The 19,296-nt window shown below is 69.3% G+C and carries 12 protein-coding genes and 1 tRNA gene; 10 read left to right on the forward strand and 3 right to left on the reverse strand.

What is annotated here, in order from left to right:
- Positions 1-109 precede the first annotated feature (109 nt).
- The 8 genes from ACIBU0_RS08580 (at position 110) to ACIBU0_RS08615 (ending at position 13,090) form a co-directional block, all read left to right on the forward strand.
- Positions 110-1,645, forward strand: coding sequence for a methyltransferase (locus tag ACIBU0_RS08580; protein ID WP_398813610.1), 1,536 nt, complete (start codon positions 110-112; stop codon positions 1,643-1,645).
- A gap of 542 nt (positions 1,646-2,187) precedes the next feature.
- Positions 2,188-2,385, forward strand: a complete 198-nt coding sequence (locus tag ACIBU0_RS08585) for a hypothetical protein (protein ID WP_398813613.1) — start codon at positions 2,188-2,190, stop codon at positions 2,383-2,385.
- A 243-nt stretch (positions 2,386-2,628) separates the two neighbouring features.
- Entirely contained in the window at positions 2,629-5,466 is a 2,838-nt protein-coding gene (topA, locus tag ACIBU0_RS08590; protein ID WP_398813616.1) for a type I DNA topoisomerase, read from the forward strand.
- A gap of 236 nt (positions 5,467-5,702) precedes the next feature.
- On the forward strand, positions 5,703-8,900 hold the full coding sequence (gene tmk, locus ACIBU0_RS08595; RefSeq protein ID WP_398813619.1) for a dTMP kinase: 3,198 nt from the start codon (positions 5,703-5,705) through the stop codon (positions 8,898-8,900).
- Between the two features lie 97 nt (positions 8,901-8,997).
- Positions 8,998-10,203, forward strand: coding sequence for a DNA polymerase III subunit delta' (locus ACIBU0_RS08600; RefSeq protein WP_398813622.1), 1,206 nt, complete (start codon positions 8,998-9,000; stop codon positions 10,201-10,203).
- Between the two features lie 130 nt (positions 10,204-10,333).
- The gene (locus ACIBU0_RS08605) at positions 10,334-11,971 is read left to right on the forward strand and encodes an alpha/beta hydrolase (protein WP_398813625.1); all 1,638 of its coding nucleotides are present in this window, start codon (positions 10,334-10,336) and stop codon (positions 11,969-11,971) included.
- Positions 11,972-12,123: 152 nt separating this feature from the next.
- Positions 12,124-12,197 (forward strand) — tRNA-Thr (locus tag ACIBU0_RS08610).
- A gap of 254 nt (positions 12,198-12,451) precedes the next feature.
- A complete protein-coding gene (locus ACIBU0_RS08615; protein ID WP_398813627.1) occupies positions 12,452-13,090 on the forward strand; it encodes a hypothetical protein in 639 nt (212 codons plus the stop codon).
- Between the two features lie 25 nt (positions 13,091-13,115).
- Here the strand turns inward: ACIBU0_RS08615 and ACIBU0_RS08620 are convergent, their stop codons facing one another.
- The gene (locus ACIBU0_RS08620) at positions 13,116-13,901 is read right to left on the reverse strand and encodes a hypothetical protein (RefSeq protein ID WP_398813630.1); all 786 of its coding nucleotides are present in this window, start codon (positions 13,899-13,901) and stop codon (positions 13,116-13,118) included.
- 200 nt (positions 13,902-14,101) lie between these two features.
- Here ACIBU0_RS08620 and ACIBU0_RS08625 point away from each other — a divergent pair, with 200 nt between their 5' ends.
- Positions 14,102-15,370: a hypothetical protein gene (locus ACIBU0_RS08625; protein WP_398813633.1), complete on the forward strand. Its 1,269-nt coding sequence runs from the start codon at positions 14,102-14,104 to the stop codon at positions 15,368-15,370.
- A 1,284-nt stretch (positions 15,371-16,654) separates the two neighbouring features.
- Here ACIBU0_RS08625 and ACIBU0_RS08630 read toward each other — a convergent pair.
- Positions 16,655-18,289: a tyrosine-type recombinase/integrase gene (locus ACIBU0_RS08630; RefSeq protein WP_398813635.1), complete on the reverse strand. Its 1,635-nt coding sequence runs from the start codon at positions 18,287-18,289 to the stop codon at positions 16,655-16,657.
- 1 nt (position 18,290) lies between these two features.
- Positions 18,291-18,929 (reverse strand): helix-turn-helix domain-containing protein, encoded by a 639-nt coding sequence (locus ACIBU0_RS08635; protein WP_398813638.1) that lies wholly within the window; start codon positions 18,927-18,929, stop codon positions 18,291-18,293.
- A 117-nt stretch (positions 18,930-19,046) separates the two neighbouring features.
- Here ACIBU0_RS08635 and ACIBU0_RS08640 point away from each other — a divergent pair, with 117 nt between their 5' ends.
- Complete coding sequence (locus ACIBU0_RS08640) at positions 19,047-19,274, forward strand: integrase (protein WP_398813641.1); 228 nt, start codon at positions 19,047-19,049, stop codon at positions 19,272-19,274.
- Positions 19,275-19,296: the final 22 nt, after the last annotated feature.

Raw genomic sequence — 19,296 nt, forward strand, 5'->3', positions numbered from 1 at the left:
CGCCTCACGGGGCGACAGCTGAGCCGCCTCACGGGGAGACAACTGAACGCCGCGCGGGGCGACAAACTGAGCTGCCTCATTGGGCGGGCGGGAGCGGACACGCGTCACAATGAGGGGCGTGAGTAACTCCGGCCTGCCTGCCCTGCCCGCCTCCGATCGCCCCGATGTCGCCGCCCGGCTGCGCGATGCCCTGCTCGGGGCCTCCTTCACCGCCGACGGGCTGCTCGAACTGCTCGGTGCCCCCGCGTACGCGGCGCTCGCACGGAGCGAGACCGTGCCCGCGCTCCGGGCCACCCGTGGAGACACGCCCCTGGAGGCGCTCGTACGGCTGTTCCTGCTGCAGCAGCCCGTGCCGCACGCGCGCGTGGCGGACGTTCTGCCCGTCGACGCGTGCCTGGAGAGCGGCTGGCTGGTGCGGGCCGGCGACGACTCCGCCGACGACCTCGCCGCGACCGTCGACGTACGGCCGTACGGCGGGCCCGGGGGCGAGGACTGGTTCATCGTGTCCGACCTGGGATGCGCGGTCGGCGGAGCGGGCGGCATCGGCAGCAAGGACGAGGGAGTGGTCCTCGGCGTCGGCGGCGCCTCCACGACCCTCGCCGGCATCACCGTCCGTACGCCCGTCGCCTCCGCCCTCGACCTCGGCACCGGCTCCGGCATCCAGGCGCTGCACGCCGCGCAGCACGCCACGCGCGTGACGGCGACCGACCTCAACCCGCGCGCGCTGCACATCACCGCGCTGACGCTCGCGCTGTCCGGCGCCCCGGCCGCCGATCTGCGCGAGGGGTCGCTGTTCGAGCCGCTCAAGAACGGCGAGACGTACGACCTGATCGTGTCGAACCCGCCCTTCGTGATCTCGCCGGCCGCGCGGCTGACGTACCGCGACGGCGGGATGGGCGGGGACGATCTGTGCCGCTCGATCGTTCAGGGAGCGGGGGAGCGGCTGAGCGAGGGCGGGTTCGCGCAGTTCCTCGCCAACTGGCAGCACGTGGAAGGGGAGGACTGGCAGGACCGGCTCAGGTCGTGGGTGCCGCGCGGGTGCGACGCCTGGATCGTGCAGCGCGAGGTCCAGGACGTCACGCAGTACGCCGAGCTGTGGCTCAGGGACGCCGGTGACCACCGGGGGGATTTGGCCGAGTACCAGGCGCGGTACGACGCATGGCTGGACGAGTTCGAGGCGCGCAAGGTGAAGGCCGTGGGGTTCGGGTGGATCACCCTGCGCAAGACGTCGGCCGCCGTGCCCTCGATCACGGTGGAGGAATGGCCGCATCCGGTCGAACAGCCGCTCGGGGACACGGTCCGGGCGCACTTCGGTCGGCTCGACTACCTGCGTGCCCGCGACGACGCCGCCCTGCTGGAGGACCACTTCAAGCTGATCGGCGAGGTCGTGCAGGAGCAGGTCGGGCTGCCCGGCGCCGAGGACCCGGAGCACGTCGTGCTGCGCCAGCACCGCGGCATGCGCCGGGCCACCCAGGTGGACACGGTCGGCGCGGGGTTCGCGGGCGTGTGCGACGGCTCGCTGAGTGCGGGCCGCATCCTGGACGCGATCGCCCAACTCATGGGCGAGGACCCGGTGGTGCTGCGCGACCGCACGCCCGCGCAGATCCGGCTGCTGGTGGAGCAGGGGTTCCTGGAGCCGGCCTGAGCCAAGTGGATCTCCCGGCGGCCCCCCGGAGTTCGGCGTCGCTGACGGCCGTTCAGGGCGACCGCAGAGGGAGATTTCTCGCACAGGGTTGATGAAGAAGGTCAAAAGAAGGGCTGCGCCACGCTGAGCCGGAGTCGGCGGAAACGCATCCGCCGTCGCGGCAGCAAAAGCGTCGGTCCTGCCCGGCGTCCGGAGCGGACCGTCGATGGCTGGATCGCGTCCGAAGAGGACCGTGTTCGAAGAAGACAGGGAATCCGACGAGGACAGGGAAGAGATCTTCATCAAGATCGCTTGCACGGTCGCTCGGGCCGACGACGAGAAGACGACCGAAAAAACACCCGCTCCGAGAGGTGAGAGGCCCAGGAGGCTCGCGAGGGCGGCGGGACCGCTGAGGCTGCCGTGGCCGCTGAGCCCGCGGGGTTCTGAAGGCCGCCAGCCCTGTCGGCCCCGCGTTCACCTGGGGTTCGCCTGTGCGCCGCCCGCGCGTGTCAACCTCGCCGGGCTGGGCACTCGCGGACCGGAGAAAAGGGGCAAGCGGAACCATGGAGAGGGGACCGGCGATCTTCGCCGGGGTTGTGTTCGCCCTGTTCGGAAGCGGACTGCTGGTGTGGACGGCGGTCCGGGTACGGCAGCGTCAGCCGGTCGCTCACGGTGTGAGCCCTGTCGCATCGGCGACGCTCGCGAGCCTTGTCTCGGTGATCGCGCTGATCATCGGAACCTGGTGCTTCACCCGCCTCTGAGAACGGCCCACGAGCTGCGGGACCGATAATTGGGAGCCTGTCTTCCGGAAAGGCTCGAAAAGGCCGGTGGGCACTCCGGGCGGCAGGAATGGCGGAAGTCGGGTTACCGTTCGAGTGGCCGTTGCGGGCTTTTCCCGTTTGACAACGGGGCGGGATGTACCGTCACACTCCGCAGCGTCACCTACCTGACCCCGGGATGTAGGCCTGGGGAGGCCCCAGCGTCGACCGGAGAGAAGAGCGAAGTTGTCCCCGACCAGCGAGACCGCACAGGGCGGCCGCCGACTCGTCATCGTCGAGTCGCCTGCCAAGGCGAAGACGATCAAGGGCTACCTGGGCCCCGGCTACGTAGTCGAAGCGAGCGTCGGGCACATCCGCGACCTCCCCAACGGCGCCGCGGAGGTGCCGGAGAAGTACACGGGCGAGGTCCGCCGCCTCGGTGTGGACGTCGAGCACGACTTCGAGCCGATCTATGTCGTCAACGCCGACAAGAAGGCCCAGGTCAAGAAGCTCAAGGACCTGCTGAAGGAGTCCGACGAGCTCTACCTCGCCACCGATGAGGACCGCGAGGGCGAGGCCATCGCCTGGCACCTCCAGGAGGTGCTCAAGCCCAAGGTCCCGGTCAAGCGGATGGTCTTCCACGAGATCACCAAGGCCGCGATCCAGGCCGCCGTCGCCAACCCGCGCCAGCTCAACCAGAAGCTGGTCGACGCCCAGGAGACCCGCCGCATCCTCGACCGCCTCTACGGCTACGAGGTCTCGCCGGTCCTGTGGAAGAAGGTCATGCCACGCCTGTCGGCCGGCCGTGTCCAGTCCGTCGCCACCCGGCTCGTCGTGGAGCGGGAACGCGAGCGCATCGCTTTTCGTTCTGCTGAGTACTGGGACCTGACGGGCACCTTCGCGACCGGCCGCGCGGGAGATCCGTCGGACCCGTCGTCGCTGGTCGCCCGCCTGCAGACCGTCGACGGCAGGCGGGTCGCGCAGGGCCGCGACTTCGACTCCCTGGGACAACTCAAGAGCGCGAACACCCTCCACCTCGACGAGGCGAACGCCCGCGCCCTCGCCGCCGCCCTGGAGAACACCCGGTTCTCGGTGCGGTCCGTCGAGTCCAAGCCGTACCGCCGCTCGCCGTACGCCCCGTTCCGTACGACGACGCTGCAGCAGGAGGCGAGCCGCAAGCTCGGCTTCGGCGCGAAGGCGACCATGCAGATCGCGCAGAAGCTGTACGAGAACGGCTACATCACGTACATGCGTACCGACTCCACCACGCTGAGCGACACCGCCGTCGCCGCAGCGCGGGCACAGGTCACGCATCTGTACGGCGCCGACTACCTGCCGCCCCAGCCGCGTACCTACGCCGGCAAGGTCAAGAACGCGCAGGAGGCGCACGAGGCGATCCGCCCCTCCGGCGACCGCTTCCGCACGCCCGCCGAGACCGGACTGACCGGCGACCAGTTCAAGCTCTACGAGCTGATCTGGAAGCGGACGGTCGCCTCCCAGATGAAGGACGCGACCGGTAACTCGGTCACGGTCAAGATCGGCGGCACGGCGGCCGACGGCCGGGACGTCGAGTTCAGCGCGTCCGGCAAGACGATCACCTTCCACGGCTTCCTGAAGGCGTACGTCGAGGGCGCCGACGACCCGAACGCCGAGCTGGACGACCGCGAGCGCCGGCTGCCCCAGGTCAACGAGGGCGACGCCCTCAGCGCCGAGGAGATCACGGTCGACGGGCACGCCACCAAGCCCCCGGCCCGGTACACCGAGGCCTCGCTGGTCAAGGAGCTCGAAGAGCGCGAGATCGGCCGCCCGTCGACGTACGCGTCGATCATCGGCACGATCCTCGACCGCGGCTACGTGTTCAAGAAGGGCACGGCACTCGTCCCGTCCTTCCTGTCCTTCGCCGTGGTCAACCTCCTGGAGAAGCACTTCGGGCGACTCGTCGACTACGACTTCACGGCCAAGATGGAGGACGACCTCGACCGCATCGCCCGTGGCGAGGCGCAGTCCGTGCCGTGGCTGAAGCGCTTCTACTTCGGCGAGGGCACCAGCAACGGCGACGCGGCCGACGCCGGCAACGGCGACGGCGACCACCTCGGTGGCCTCAAGGAGCTGGTGACCGACCTGGGCGCGATCGACGCGCGTGAGGTGTCGTCGTTCCCGGTGGGCAACGACATCGTGCTGCGGGTCGGCCGCTACGGCCCGTACATCGAGCGCGGCGAGAAGGACACCGAGCAGCACCAGCGCGCGGACATCCCGGACGACCTCGCGCCGGACGAGCTGTCCGTCGAGCTGGCCGAGGAACTGCTGGCCAAGCCCAGCGGCGACTTCGAGCTGGGCACCGACCCGGCCACCGGTCACACCATCGTCGCCAAGGCCGGCCGCTACGGCCCGTACGTCACCGAGGTGCTCCCCGAGGGCACGCCGAAGACCGGCAAGAACGCCGTCAAGCCGCGTACGGCCTCGCTGTTCAAGTCGATGTCGCTGGACACGGTGACGCTGGACGACGCGCTCAAGCTGATGTCGCTGCCGCGGGTCGTCGGCACCGACGCCGAGGGCCAGGAGATCACCGCGCAGAACGGCCGCTACGGGCCGTACCTGAAGAAGGGCACGGACTCGCGGTCGCTGCAGTCCGAGGAGCAGCTCTTCACGATCACCCTCGAAGAGGCGCTGGCGATCTACGCCCAGCCCAAGCAGCGGGGCCGGGCCGCCGCCAAGCCGCCGCTGAAGGAGCTGGGCGAGGACCCGGTCAGCAAGAAGCCGGTCGTCGTCAAGGACGGTCGCTTCGGGCCGTACGTCACCGACGGGGAGACCAACGCGACCCTGCGCTCCGGCGACAGCGTCGAGACGATCACCCCGGAGCGCGGCTTCGAGTTGCTCGCCGAGAAGCGTGCGAAGGGGCCCGCCAAGAAGACGGCGAAGAAGGCCACCGCGAAGAAGACGACCGCCAAGAAGGCCGCCCCGGCCAAGAAGACGGCCGCCAAGAAGACCGCGGCCAAGAAGACGACGACAGCTGCGAAGAAGACGACGGCGAAGAAGACGACCGCCAAGAAGGCGACGGCTTCCAAGTCGGCGGCGGAGGACTGAACCGCGTCCCCCCGAGCGGGAGCGGAACTCCCTTCCGAGCGGGGGCTGAACCGCCCTCCCGGCGAGGGCCGACCGGTCCCGTGAAGGCCAACCGGGCTCTCGCGGCGGCCGGTTGACGGCCCGGCTTCTTCACCTCCGCTTCGCAAAACGAACGCCTCGGCATCAGTTTGGTGTCGGGGCGGGCGTACGTTCGGGCGGCGCGCCGGGCTGTCAGTGTGTCCCGATAGGCTGAAAGCATGACCCGAGCCGAGCAGCAAACGGCCTCCAGCCCCGCCCCCGACGACGCCCTGGTCGCGGACTCCCGCGAGCGCGCCGTCCGCGCCCTGCTGCGCCGACCGCAGCTCAAGCGGCTGTGGAGCGCGCAGTTGGTGGGCGGTGTCGGCGACATTCTCGCGCTCCTGGTGCTGGTTCTGCTGGCCCTTCAGGCGGCGATCGCCGAAGGGTCGTTCGGCGGTGGGTACCGGGGCGTGGCGTTCGCAGTGGCGACCGTCTTCGGCGTGCGCATCCTGGCGACCCTGCTCTTCGGCGCCGTACTCCTCGGCCCGCTGACCTCGCTCACCTCCCAGGAGGGCCCGCTCGACCGGCGCTGGACCATGGTCGGCGCGGACGGCCTGCGGGCCGCCCTGCTGATCGTCGCGCCCCTGTGGATCGACTGGACGCCGGACAACGCGCTGGCCGTCCTCCTGGTCACCGTCTTCGTGACCGGCGTCGCCGAGCGTTTCTGGACGGTGTGCCGGGAGAGCGCGGCGCCCGCGCTGCTGCCGCCCCCGCCGCCGGAGGGCGCGACGGTGCGACCGCTGCCGGACCACATGGACGCCTTGCGCCGCCTGTCGCTGCGCACGGGCTTCGTGGCGATTCCGCTGGCCGCCGCCGCACTCGTCGTCGCCGCCCTGCTCAACAACCTGCTCGGTGCCGGACTCGACTGGTTCGAGCAGCACCAGGCGGCCCTCGGGTCGTATGTCGCGGCCGGCCTGTTCGCCGCGTCCCTGTCCGTGCTGACCTTCCTGGAGCTGCCCGACACGCGCACCCCGCGCGCGCGGTCGCCGCTCGAGGGGCTGCGCCGGCCCAAGACCGGCTCGGGCGTCGACAAGGGCCGTACCGGCGCGATGCCGCTGCTGGTCCTCGCCTGCTCCGCGGTCGCCGGGGCGGTGTCCGCCGCGGTCGCCGTGGCCGTGCTGCACGCCAAGGACCTCGGCGGCGGACCGGTGCTGTACGGCCTGCTGGTGCTGGCGCTGACCGGCGGCGTGGTCGTCGGCATCCGTACGGCGCCCTCCGTGCTGCCCGCCCTGTCGCGGCGCCGGCTGCTGGCGCTGGTCATCGCCCTCACCGGTATCGCGCTGCTGGCCGCGGGACTCGTCCCCGACGTCACCACCGTGCTGCTGATCATCGCGCTGGCCGGGATCGGCGCCGGCATGGCCGCGAACACGGGGCACACCCTGCTCGACCAGGAGGCCGAGGAATTCCGGCGGCCGCGCACGACGGAGCATCTGCACGCGGTCGTACGGGTCTGTGTGGCGCTCGGTGCGGTGATCGCGCCGCTGGTGGCCGCGCTCATCGGGCCGCACCGGCTGGAGAGCGGGAAGTTCGTCTTCGCGCACGGCGGTGCGGCGTTCACGCTGATGCTGGTCGGGGCGCTGCTGCTGCCGGTGGCCGCGCTGGTGCTGGCCAAGGTCGACGACCGCTCCGGCGTGCCGCTGCGGCAGGACCTGCGGGACGCCGTGCTCGGCGGGGACGACCCGGAGCAGGTGCCCGCGACGTCCGGTTTCTTCATCGCCCTGGAGGGCGGCGACGGCGCCGGGAAGTCCACCCAGGCCGAGGCGCTCGCCGAGTGGATCCGGGGCAAGGGGCACGAGGTCGTCGTCACGCGCGAGCCGGGGGCGACGCCGGTCGGCAAGCGGCTGCGGTCGATCCTGCTGGACGTGTCGAGCGCGGGTCTGTCACACCGGGCCGAGGCGCTGCTGTACGCGGCGGACCGCGCGGAGCACGTCGACACGGTGGTCCGGCCCGCGCTGGAGCGGGGTGCGGTCGTGATCTCGGACCGCTACATCGACTCCTCGGTCGCCTACCAGGGCGCCGGCCGTGACCTCTCCCCGACGGAGATCGCCCGCATCAACCGCTGGGCGACCCACGGCCTCGCCCCGCATCTGACGGTCCTGCTGGATGTCTCGCCAGAGGTCGCGCGCGAGCGGTTCACCGAGGCGCCGGACCGGCTGGAGTCGGAGCCGGCCGAGTTCCACGAGCGCGTGCGGTCCGGCTTCCTGACGCTGGCCGCGGCCGACCCCGGCCGGTACCTGGTGGTGGACGCCGGCCAGGAGCCCGAGGCGGTGACGACGGTCATCCGGCACCGGCTCGACCAGATGCTGCCGCTGTCCGAGGCGGAGATCCAGGCGCAGGAGGAAGCGCGCCGCAAGGCCGAGGAGGAGGCCCGCCGCAAGGCCGAGGAAGAGGCCGCCCGCAAGGCCGAGGAGGAGCGCCTGGAGCGCGAGCGCCAGGAGCAGCTCGCCCGGCTGCGTGCCGAGGAGGAGGAGCGCAAGCGGCGCGAGCTGGAGGAGGCGCAGCGACGCGAGGCCGAACGCCAGGCGGAGGAGGCCCGGCAGCGGGCCGAGGAAGCGCGTCGCCGGGCCGAGGAGGAGCGCCAGCGCCTCCTCGCGGAGGAGAAGGCGCGCGCCGAGGAAGAGGCGCGCCGCAAGGCCGAGGAGGAGCGGCGCCGCAAGCAGGCCGAGGAAGAGGCGCGACTGCGGGCCGAGGCGGAGGCGCTCCGCCTGGAGAAGCAGCGCAAGGCGGAGGAGGCCCTGCTGCGGGCCGAGGAGGCACGTCGGCTCGCGGAACAGGCGGCGGCCGCCGCGGAGGCGGGGCCGAAGGCGGCGGGACCCGGGACCGGGGCTGCCTCGGGGGACGCGGCGACGGTTCCTACGCCGGTGGTGACGCCGGGGAAGGCGCCGGGCGGGGCGTCGGACGAGACGACCGTGTTGCGGCCGGTGCGCGATGACGAGCGCGGCGGTGAGCGGCCTTCCGGCGGCCGCGCAGCCGGGGAGTCCGACTCCGAGGTGACGACGAAGCTGCCGCAGCCGCCGGTGCCGCCGGGGGCGGCGGACGAGACGGCGGTGCTGCCGCCGGTGGTGCCGGGTGCCGCCGATGAGACGGCTGTGCTGCCGCCGGTTCCTCCGGGTGCCGCGGACGAGACGGCGGTGCTGCCTCCGGTGTCGGCGGAGGGGCCTTCGGATCGGGTTCCGCCCGGGTTCTTCCGGGACGAGGAACGCACGCGTGAGCTGCCTCAGGTCGACGAGGCGGGGGCGCCCCGGCGAAGGGCGCGGTCCGACTGGGCCGAGGAGACGCCCCTGGATGATCTGCCGACGCTGGCGGACGAGTTGCTGGGGCCGCATGAGGACGAGTACGACGACGAGGGGGGCCGGGGGCGGGGCCGGCGCGGCTGAGGCTGCCCGCAGCTACGGATGACGCGCCCCGATTGTCAGTGCCGCCCCCCACAATGGAATCCGCGACGCGAGATGTGACGGAAGGGCGGCGTGACCCATGACGGTATGGGACGACCTGGTCGGGCAGGCGAAGGTGAGTGAGCAGCTGGACGCTGCCGCTCGGGACGCCGACGCCCTCGTCACCGCCGCCGCTGCCGACGCGCCGCTCCCCGAGGCGTCCAAGATGACGCACGCCTGGTTGTTCACGGGGCCGCCCGGGGCCGGGCGGAATCAGGCGGCGCGGGCCTTCGCGGCGGCGCTGCAGTGCGTCAGCCCCGACCGCGCCCTCGGCGGGTCCCCCGGCTGCGGTTTCTGCGACGGATGCCATACGGCGCTCGTGGGCACGCATGCCGACGTCACCACCGTCGCCGCCGTCGGCACCCAGATCCTCGCCGACGACATGCGGGACACCGTCCGCAAGTCGTTCACCTCACCGGCGAACGGCCGCTGGCAGATCATCCTCGTCGAGGACGCCGAGCGGCTGAACGAAAAGTCCGCCAACGCCGTTCTGAAGGCCGTGGAGGAGCCCGCTCCTCGTACGGTCTGGCTGCTCTGCGCCCCCTCCATCGAGGACGTCCTGCCCACCATCCGCTCCCGCTGCCGTCACCTGAACCTGAGCACGCCCTCGGTCGACGCCGTCGCCGACATGCTCGTACGGCGCGAGGGCATCGAGCCCGAGGTCGCCGCCGCGGCGGCCCGCGCCACGCAGGGACACGTCGACCGGGCCCGCCGCCTGGCCACCGACGCGGCCGCGCGCGAGCGCCGGGCCGCTGTCCTGAAGCTGCCCCTGCGCCTCGGTGAGATCGGCGGTTGCCTCAAGGCCGCCCAGGAACTCGTGGACGCCGCCGCCGAGGACGCCAAACAGCTCGCTGAGGAGGTCGACGCCAAGGAGACCGAGGAGCTGAAGGCCGCCTTGGGCGCGGCCCAGGGGGGCAGGATGCCGCGCGGCACGGCGGGAGTGATGAAGGAACTGGAGGACAAGCAGAAGCGGCGCCGTACGAGAACCCAGCGGGACAGCCTCGACCTCGCTCTGACCGACCTCACCGCCTTCTACCGCGACGTCCTCGCCCTCCAGCTCGGCTCCCGCGTCGCCCTCGCCAACACCGATGCCGAGGACGCCCTGGAGCGCCTGGCCCGGGACAGCGCCCCCGAGTCCACGCTCCGCCGTATCGAGGCGATCGCCGCCTGCCGCGACGCCCTCGACCGCAATGTGGCGCCACTGCTGGCGGTGGAGGCGATGACCATGGCACTCAGAGCGGGCTGAGACGTATCCCGCATCTGCCCTCACCTCCACCCCACCGGCACTGATCAACAGGAGATTGACCATGTAACCCGTACGAGCCGTGATGGGCACGCACGGCATCCAAGCCACTGCACAGAGTTACGCTCGGTGAATGCACACCAGGCGCAGCTCTTCAGTCAACCCCGACCCGAGCCCGACCGGGCCCGGCCGCCAACGCACCCGCCGCTCCAGCCCCCGGCGAACCCGCACGGTCGGCGCCTTTCTCGCCGCCGCATCGATGATCGTCTCCGCCTGCACCTCCGGTGGCTCGACGAACTCGGGGAACCCGGCGGCCGAGGCGGCCCTGGCCGCGCTCGCGCCGCTGCCGCGCTCGACGCCGGCCGCGCTCGCGCCGTACTACGGGCAGAAGCTGACCTGGCGCAGCTGTGGGACACCGGGCTTCCAGTGCAGCACGATCAGGGCGCCGCTCGACTACGCGAAGCCGGACGCCGGGAGCATCCGGCTCGCCGTGGCCCGCAAGAAGGCGACGGAGCCGGGCGAGCGGCTCGGGTCGCTGCTCGTGAACCCGGGCGGACCGGGCGGCTCGGCGGTCGGCTACCTCCAGCAGTACGCGGGGATCGGCTACCCGGCCGAGGTGCGCGCCCGTTACGACATGGTGGCGGTCGACCCGCGCGGAGTCGCCCGCAGTGAGCCTGTCGAATGCCTCGACGGGCGGGCGATGGACAGGTACACGCAGACCGACTTCACGCCCGACGACGAGAAGGAGACCGAGGAGCTCGTCGGCGCGTACAAGAAGTTCGCGGAGGGGTGCGGAGCGGACGCGGCCGGCGTACTGCGCCACCTCTCGACCACCGAGACGGCCCGGGACATGGACATCGTGCGGGCAGCGCTGGGGGACCGGAGGCTGACGTACGTGGGCGCGTCGTACGGCACCTTCCTCGGGGCGACGTATGCCGGACTCTTCCCGGACCGGGTGGGCAGGCTCGTCCTGGACGGCGCGATGGACCCCTCCCTTCCCGCCCGCCGCATGAACCTCGACCAGACGGCGGGATTCGAGACGGCGTTCCAGGCCTTCGCCCGGGACTGTGTGCGGCACCGGGACTGCCCGCTGGGCAGGAAGGCCGCCGATGTGGGCAGGAACCTCAAGTCCTTCTTCGCGAAGCTCGACGCGAAGCCGATCCCGACCGGCGACCCGGACGGCCGGATGCTCGGCGAATCCCTCGCCACCACCGGCGTGATCGCGGCGATGTACGACGAGGGAGCCTGGGCGCAACTGCGCGACGCCCTGTCCGCGGCGATGCAGGAGGACGACGGCGCCGGCCTGCTCGTTCTCTCCGACAGCTACTACGAGCGTGACGCCGACGGCCGCTACACGAACCTGATGTTCGCCAACGCGGCCGTGAACTGCCTGGACCTCCCGGCGGCCTTCTCCACCCCCGACGAGGTGCGCCGATCCCTCCCCGCCTTCGAAAAGGCGTCCCCCGTCTTCGGCGAGGGCCTCGCCTGGGCCACCCTGAACTGCGCGTACTGGCCGGTGGCCCCGACCGGCGAACCGCAGCGCATCGAGGCGAAGGGCGCGGCCCCGATCGTCGTCGTGGGCACCACCCGCGACCCCGCGACCCCGTACCGCTGGGCCCAGGCCCTCTCCCGCCAGCTCTCCTCGGCCCGCCTGCTCACCTACGAGGGCGACGGGCACACCGCGTACGGGCGGGGCAGCGCGTGCGTCGACCGGACGATCAACGCCTATCTCCTCCGCGGGACGCCACCCACCCGGGACAAACGCTGCTGACAGCCGCCCCCGACGGCCCCGGCCGGCCCCGGAGGACGCGATTCCGGGGCCCTGCGCTTGCTCTCCGGGGCCCCGGAGGGGCTGGTACGGAGCACTCCAGAAACTGTGTAGACTTACCGACGTTGCTGACCGCACCATAGTGCGGACGGCGCGCCGCCTTAGCTCAGATGGCCAGAGCAACGCACTCGTAATGCGTAGGTCTCGGGTTCGAATCCCGAAGGCGGCTCTTCCTAAACCCCGGGTCAGACGCACCTGACCTGGGGTTTTTCCTGTTCTCGGGCGTCGGTGTCGCCTCACTTGCCCAGTCGGTCCGTGCCACCGAATCCAAGGGGTGCGCGAGGGGAGCGCATGGGCGCAGAGCTTGTGCATGCGGCTGCGCGAGGGAAAGTGCGGCAGCGCCGTCGAAGCGCCCAGCGAGGCTTCTTGGCGAGCAGGACGGTTTTGTGGAAACGCTCCAACCGGCACTTCTAGGCTGGGTCCGTGGCGGATCCATTGGACACTCTCCCGTTCAAGACCCTGGTGGCGCAGGCGGGCGCTGTACTGCTGACCCACGGAGTCGAGGTCGAGGCGACGTCGGTGCGCGGCGTCGCGGCGCACCTCGTAGAAGTCATGGCTCAGCGGATCGGCATGGACCAGGAAGAAGCCGTCCATCTGGTGACCCCAGAAGCCGTCGCGGAGATCATCATGAAAGCGGCGAGAGAAGAGGACCAAGGCGTCTCCAGCCCGCATGCCATGCGGCCGGTCCGGATCGAGGACCGCACCGTCAGTGCCCCCGTCGAGTCGCTCGGCCACTTGGTCATGGCCGCCTCGCAGGCCGGCAAATACGCGGGCCTCAACGACGACGGGGCGGCTGCAGCTCACCTCCTGGATCTCGCTACCGAGATTGGCGCGGCCCTCGTAGAGAACCACGCCGACGGGGCGGTAGAGATCTCCGCGGGCGTGCTGGACGAACTGGCTGAGCTGGTCGGCGCCGTGGCTGACCAAGTCGAGACGAGCGGATGGAGCATCTGTCCCTGTGGCGATGACCATGGTCAGCACGCGGTGGATGCCGGGACGGTCCCGGTTATGCGCCATCACGCTGCATTGGCCCGCGATCTCCGTGAACAGGTTGACGGGTAGAGAGTCTGCGTGGACGCGGATGCATTCAGCTGACGCGATGCAGCTTGGTGCCACCCCAGAACTGGCTACCCCCGTAACGGCTGTCACTGTCGGGTATCACTGCTTCGAACCATGTGGCCGGCAGCCGGAAGCGACTTGGAGGCCAGCCGTTAGAACGGGCGATGGTCACGATGCTCGCGTCAATGAGCTGTAGGAAGACCGCGGTGATGCCTCTTGCGTGGCCACTCTGGATAGTGACGGACTCAGCGTTGTTGAACCACGTATAGCTGGTTTCGACGGCATCATCAGGATCCTGAGGGAGTGCGTAGTGGGCAGCGCCGTTCCGGATCCGCTGGGCTTCCTTGAGGATCACGTGAAAGGCGTCGGGATTCGTCGCGTACTCCTCGAACGACCATCCCTTCGGCGTGGCGCCGATCCAAGAGTTGGACAACCATGCGGACCATCCGTCGGACAGGTCCTGGCTAAGAACTCCTTGCTGACGGAGGTAGGAGTCCAGGTGCACAGGTTCCCAGGGGAGTGAGATCCACCCCTTACCGTCGCCCCTCTTTTTCTTCGCGATCTGGAACCGTCCGAGTCCGCTCTTCCCTTTCGTGCCCCAGACGTCGTCCGGATACTTCACTGCGCCAACGAGATCGCTGAGGAACCGTTCCCAGGCAGCCGCTGCGGCGAGGACTGTGAACGGGTTGAGGGTGGCGCGCGGCTGCCGGCCACTAACGTCCCGTTCCGAGTGGATGAAGATCAGGTCCAGAGGACGCCTCACGTGCCACCTGGTCTCGGTGCAAACAGCGGCGAATCGCTCATCGGTCAGCATGAGAGATCACCGTAGGCGTGATCACAGGGCGGTGCGGGCGACTTGGGGGAGATCGCTTGCTCGGCTCTGGCGGTCCACCTACGCTGATCCTCTCTTTCCTTTATGGAACGGCATTCCCGGGATCTGACTCGCACTCCGCCCGGGGCGATGTCGTAGCTGGGAAGGGGGGCGAACGGCAGGGCATCCGGGGGGCGGTTGTCATGAACGTCGGTGGGACGCTTCTCGGCGAGAAGATCACGAAGAGATATCCACTTCGGGGTGATCTGCAGCTGGTCCGGTTGGGAGCGGCTGCGCCCTTCACCTGTTCGCGGTGTGGCAAGGCGAAGACAGCAAGCCTCGTTGCGGTACAGGGCAACGCCCTGCTCTGCAATGGCTGTTACGGGCGTTCGGTGGCGGAGCTCCAGTCATATGACGACATCTCACTTGGGGGGCCCGACCAGTCATCGCTCGGTTCCGCGCCATCGTCGGCAGTGCGGGAAGTCGAGCCGCTGGCTTCTGGCGTAGAGGAGGTCACCCGGATCAGGGTTGAAGAACCCGATGGCGGGCTGCCCTACTCGGTTGTGGACACCGGCCTGACCTTGCAATGGAAGTTTCACGTGCGGGCAGAGCACCTGCTGAACGGTACGTGCCCCGTTCCGGCCGAGATGGCCCGCAGAGCCTCGCAGGCATCACTCGACATTACTTTCGTGCATGTTGCCCGTCACCACAGCAGAGCCCTTGCCGAGCAGCAGAGAGCCAAACTCCAGCGTCACAGCAAGCAGTCACTCCTTACAGGCATCTCGTGGCAATCCGCCGTCCTTCCCGGGACGCGGGTCTCGGCGCGCTGGGACCGGTGGAAGAAGCTCCGGTTCGCCTACACCTCGCTGGGTAGGCCCGTGGTCGTCGCTGGCACCGTGGTGCGTTACGCCTACGATCCGCGGATCATGACCCGCGACCTCGCTGCCTTCGGCGCGCGAGTGGATGGGGTCGAGGAGCTGGTCTTGATTACGCTCCGTGAGCTTGGATACCTCGATGAGCAGGGCCGCGCGCTCCTTCCGCACCAGGCGTTGATCCGGAACACCATCGAGCGCGGTGTGCCGGAACGACCGTCAACGAAGCAGATCCGTGGGGCGATCGAGCGGCTCCTGTTACGCGGGATACTCACGTGGGAGCAAGGCAGCCTCGGCCGAGGAGGGATGCTCCACTATCCAACTCGCCGCGGAGAGAAGCCGGTTCAACTGCTCTGCTACGCCCCCACACTGCGTGTGGCGGAGCGCGAGGATCTTGCAGCTGCGAACGGACACGGCATGCATAGCGCGAGCGCTCACCGCGTTGCAGGACATCTGATGCGCATCGGTCACCTCGGGAAGGAAGCGAGTGCGGAAGCGCGGGCTGCCTACCGACACGACCATCAGAGAGCCGGCCTTGCCGGTCCTCATGAGCTCCCGCGCGGCTACACCTATGTCCGGGAACACGAACGAGGAATGTAGGCCGCCGTCTCCGGTCAGCTCGCGTGTCAGCGACCAGTGGCCGACAACCAGATGGCGAGGCCGAGAGCGGCAAGGTTCTGTCCATGACACCCGCCTCCGGGACTGCTCGCCGCGGTCGAAGCGACGGCGGGCGAGCAGTCCCGGGGGTTTGATGATGCGCGCTGTCAGTAGGTTTCGGGGGCTGTCGACGTGAGGGCCATCGGGCCCCTTCAGGCGTGCCCCGACCGGTCCGAGGCCTCCCGAACAAGGCCCCTATTTGACCCGACAGCCCAGTTGGTTCGGCACGACTGTCACATCTCAACTGTTGCCTTGCGCCGTGAGCAGGTGGTGTAACGACGTATGGCGTAACAGCGCATGTGGAGGAGTCACTGAAGCCATAGCTTCACCACCAACATGCCCACAGCGCTCCCGGCTCCGGTCAGGAAGCCGGCGACAGCATGCCGCGCGACAAATTTGGCGACCTTTTCCCGCCGGGTGATCAGTTGCCGCCACCGGGGAACAGCGCTGGGCAGCTCGGGAACTGGTCGCTTACGCTTGCGAAGCATTCGGGTCTCCCAAATCGGATGATGAACGGCGACTCGTGCGAGGGCTCCGCAAGACCATTTGCTGTAGGAGGCGCTGGTCGGGCGGGGCCCTCGGTGTTCCCAGAGTCTAGGCATTCCCATAAGCGACAAATCGACCCCGTCGTACGGGAGTTGCTCAAGGCTTGAGCTCCTGGTTGCGCCCGGGCGCGTGTGCGTGCGCGCGTGCGCGCGTAACATAAAATCACGGCAGATAAATGTGACCTTTGTTACATGTTGCAGTCGCCAACCCACTCGTCTTCACGGAGAGGTGAGCGCCTTTTCCACCCGTCCCTTCCGCCGCGCGACGATGCGCGACGCATCCGGGCTTGCCTGCGCGCCAGTTTCCGGTCGTGTGCTCGCTCTGCGGTGGTCCATCGCTGCTCATGGGACGGAGCTGGTTCCATTGCCGGTATGGGCATTTTTTGCCACTTTTTGATGACTGTCACGCTGTACCCGAGCCTCTGGGCCACAAGTTCCGGTGGCATGTTGGCGGCGAGTGCGCGTGCTGCAACCTCCCTGGCCTGTTTGGCCAGGGTGAACTCTGCCGAACGCAGTTCAGCTCGGCGCGTCTTGATGCGTGCAAGTTCCCACTGCAGATCGTCCACCCCGTCACAGTAAGAGCCCTTAACGGCAGATGGGTTCGCAGGTGGTACCCAACAGAAGTGCGGACAGATCAACTTGAGGAACTCGTAGGGCCGGAACCAACGGTCGGCCGCCTCGGTTACGCCGTCAGTCCCGCGTCCGGAGTGGCACCGCACGTGCACTTACACGTACAGCGGGGAGAGGCAGCGAGGGTAGGGCGGGCCGCACGCTGCTCGATCACCGAACGGATCGCGCGCGGCGCGCGCGGCACGAGCTTCACGACCGCCTCCGCCGCCGCCCGCGCGAGGTCATCGAGGACGGACTGGTAGATGTCGCGTGTGATGCGGCTGTCGCTGTGCCCCAGCGTCTCCGAGACCACCTTGATGTCAACGCCTGCGGCGAGCATGAGGGTGGCGGCGCCGTGACGTAGGTCGTGTAGGCGGATGGGCGGCAGTCCGGCTTCGGCGACGAGCCGCTCGAAGAGATCGGAGATCTTGCCCGGGTGGAGCAGGGAGCCGTCCTCTTCGGTGAAGATGCGCCCCGTGTCCTTCCACGCGTCTCCCCACCGACGCTTCTCCTCCTGCTGGAGGAGCCGACGTCGTTCCAGGGCGCCCACCGTCTCCTCGTCGAGGGCCACGGACCGGATGCCGCTGTTGGTCTTCGGAAGACCTTCGAGGACTTCCCAGCCGTCCTGGACGAGCTGGGTGGCGATCTCCAGGGAGCGGGTCCTCTTCGAGAAGTCGATCCAGCGAGGGCTGCATCCCTCGCCTCGACGCAGGCCGCGGAACGCGATCAGGCGCCACATGGCGTCCAGACGGTCCCCGTCGACATAGTCCAGGAACTGGCCGGTCTGTTCCGGAGTCCAGACCATCACCGGACTGGGCTTCTCGCCCGTAGCCCGCCAGTGAGCCACCCGCTCCTCGGTCCACACGAGCGCCTTGGGCTTGGTGCCCGGCTCCAACTCGACGTGCTCGGCCGCGTTGTAGTTCGGGATGATCCGCTGCGCTATGGCGGTGTTGAGGGCGGCGCGAAGCGTGGCCCTGATGTGGTGCTGAGTGTTGACGCTGGTCACCCGCCGGAAGGGCGGCATCTGATCGATGGCGGCCTTGAGCCACTTGCGGCGGGCGCGGTTCTCGGCGCCCTTCCAGGGGATGGCCTTGAGCTCGGCGAGAGCCGCACGCCTCTGGGCGTTCTGTTCCTGGATCTCGATGTTCGCCTCGTTGATGGCATCGAACATCCGGTCCAGGTGCGGGACGTTGAGCTTGTCGAGTCGCACGTCCCCGAGATGGGGCTTGAGGTGAACCCGGATGTCGCTCTCGTACCGCTTCTGGCCGCTCACGCGGAGGCGCTTCTTCCCGCCCAACCAGAGGTCGAGCCACTCGGACACCGACATCCTGGGGTTGAGGGCCTGCCCGGCAGCGAGCCGCCGACGAGTCTCGTCGTAGTCCGGCAGAGGCTCCTTGTTCTTGGCGCAGGTCTCCAGCATGTCGCTGACCACGAGATGGCCGACGGCGTCGTCTTCGTCGGGTATGGCGACCAGCGCACGGACCTTGTTCAGTTCCTTGGTTGCCTCGGCCGAGGTCTCGAAGCCGCTGCGGCGGAACTCCCGACGCGTGCCGTCGGTCCGGTTGGCCAGCTCATGGCGTATAGACCAGGTGCCGTGACGCCGATTGGCGAGCTTGGGGCACGACTTGCCGTAGTTCTTGCCGGTCTCCGGGTTGCGGCACGAGCAGCGTCGGGTGGTCGCGCCGCCGGAGGAGGTGGTGCTGGTCACGCTAGTCCTGGGGGTTGGGTTCGTCGACGAACGAGAGATCGGCGGGGAGGGTGGGCGGAACCAGCCCGCGTTCCCGCATCGCCTGGCGGAACTCCCGCAGTTCTCTGCAGTCGTCAAAGGCGAGTTGCTCGTACGACGCCGCGGCCTCCAGGAGCGTCTCGCGCCGACCCGAGTCGAGCGTGATGCTGGCCTTCCGGCGTCGCTCCTTCGCCAGGCGGGTGGATGCCATGGCCGTAGCCACGGAGTCGCTGTGGGCGCGGAACGTGTCCAGTACCTCCCGGGCGGACCCTTGAGGCGCGGGTTCGGTCAGCGGCGTCTCGCCGGTGAACCATGCCACCGCCTCCCAGGTCGGGACCTCCCGGTCGGGAAGTACGGCGACGGAGGCTTCCGCGTCCAAGGGGAACAGCAGACTGATCGGCGGGACCTTGTAGACCTCGGCGAGTACGAGAAACTCCGCCAGGTCGATCGAACTGCGGCGTCCGGTCTCCAGGTTTGTGATCGTCGTCTTGGGGACCGCCAGACCCAGCGCCGCACACGCTTCTGCGGCCTCTGCCACGGTGAGGCCGGCCGCCTTGCGGGCCTGGCGCATCTGCTCGGCGACGCGGGCGGTGAAGCTCGGCGACCAGTCTGCGTTCGTCATGGCTACAACTTACGTCGCAAAAATGAGTGGCTGCAACATCCATGGTACTCATTCTGCCGTCACCGCACATCTTGGCGATCGGAATGCATCATGGCGACACCAAAGGTCGGTCGGGGGATGACCCGCGAAGAGCTGCTCGCTCTGCCCGTTGCCGTCGACCTCGACACGGCCAACAAGGCACTGACGATCGGGCGCAGCACGGGTTACGCCCTGGCGAAGAGGAATGAGTACCCGGTCACCGTTCTCAAGCTCGGCAACGCGTACCGAGTGGTTACCGCAGAACTGCACCGGCTTCTCGGCATAGACCCGGCAGAGCTCGCCGCTGGCAGTGAGCTCTGCGCCTAGAGACCTGGGTGCCGAGGTCTCG

It is taken from the genome of Streptomyces sp. NPDC049627 (genome assembly GCF_044465645.1).
GTDB lineage: Bacteria > Actinomycetota > Actinomycetes > Streptomycetales > Streptomycetaceae > Streptomyces.

Excerpts from the sequence above, each read along its gene's own strand:
- ACIBU0_RS08635 (WP_398813638.1), bottom strand. The coding sequence starts at position 18,929 with ATGACGAACGCAGACTGGTCGCCGAGCTTCACCGCCCGCGTCGCCGAG.
- ACIBU0_RS08620 (WP_398813630.1), bottom strand. The coding sequence starts at position 13,901 with ATGCTGACCGATGAGCGATTCGCCGCTGTTTGCACCGAGACCAGGTGG.
- ACIBU0_RS08640 (WP_398813641.1), top strand. The coding sequence starts at position 19,047 with ATGACCCGCGAAGAGCTGCTCGCTCTGCCCGTTGCCGTCGACCTCGAC.
- ACIBU0_RS08600 (WP_398813622.1), top strand. The coding sequence starts at position 8,998 with ATGACGGTATGGGACGACCTGGTCGGGCAGGCGAAGGTGAGTGAGCAG.
- ACIBU0_RS08580 (WP_398813610.1), top strand. The coding sequence starts at position 110 with ATGAGGGGCGTGAGTAACTCCGGCCTGCCTGCCCTGCCCGCCTCCGAT.
- ACIBU0_RS08585 (WP_398813613.1), top strand. The coding sequence starts at position 2,188 with ATGGAGAGGGGACCGGCGATCTTCGCCGGGGTTGTGTTCGCCCTGTTC.
- ACIBU0_RS08625 (WP_398813633.1), top strand. The coding sequence starts at position 14,102 with ATGAACGTCGGTGGGACGCTTCTCGGCGAGAAGATCACGAAGAGATAT.
- tmk (WP_398813619.1), top strand. The coding sequence starts at position 5,703 with ATGACCCGAGCCGAGCAGCAAACGGCCTCCAGCCCCGCCCCCGACGAC.
- ACIBU0_RS08605 (WP_398813625.1), top strand. The coding sequence starts at position 10,334 with ATGCACACCAGGCGCAGCTCTTCAGTCAACCCCGACCCGAGCCCGACC.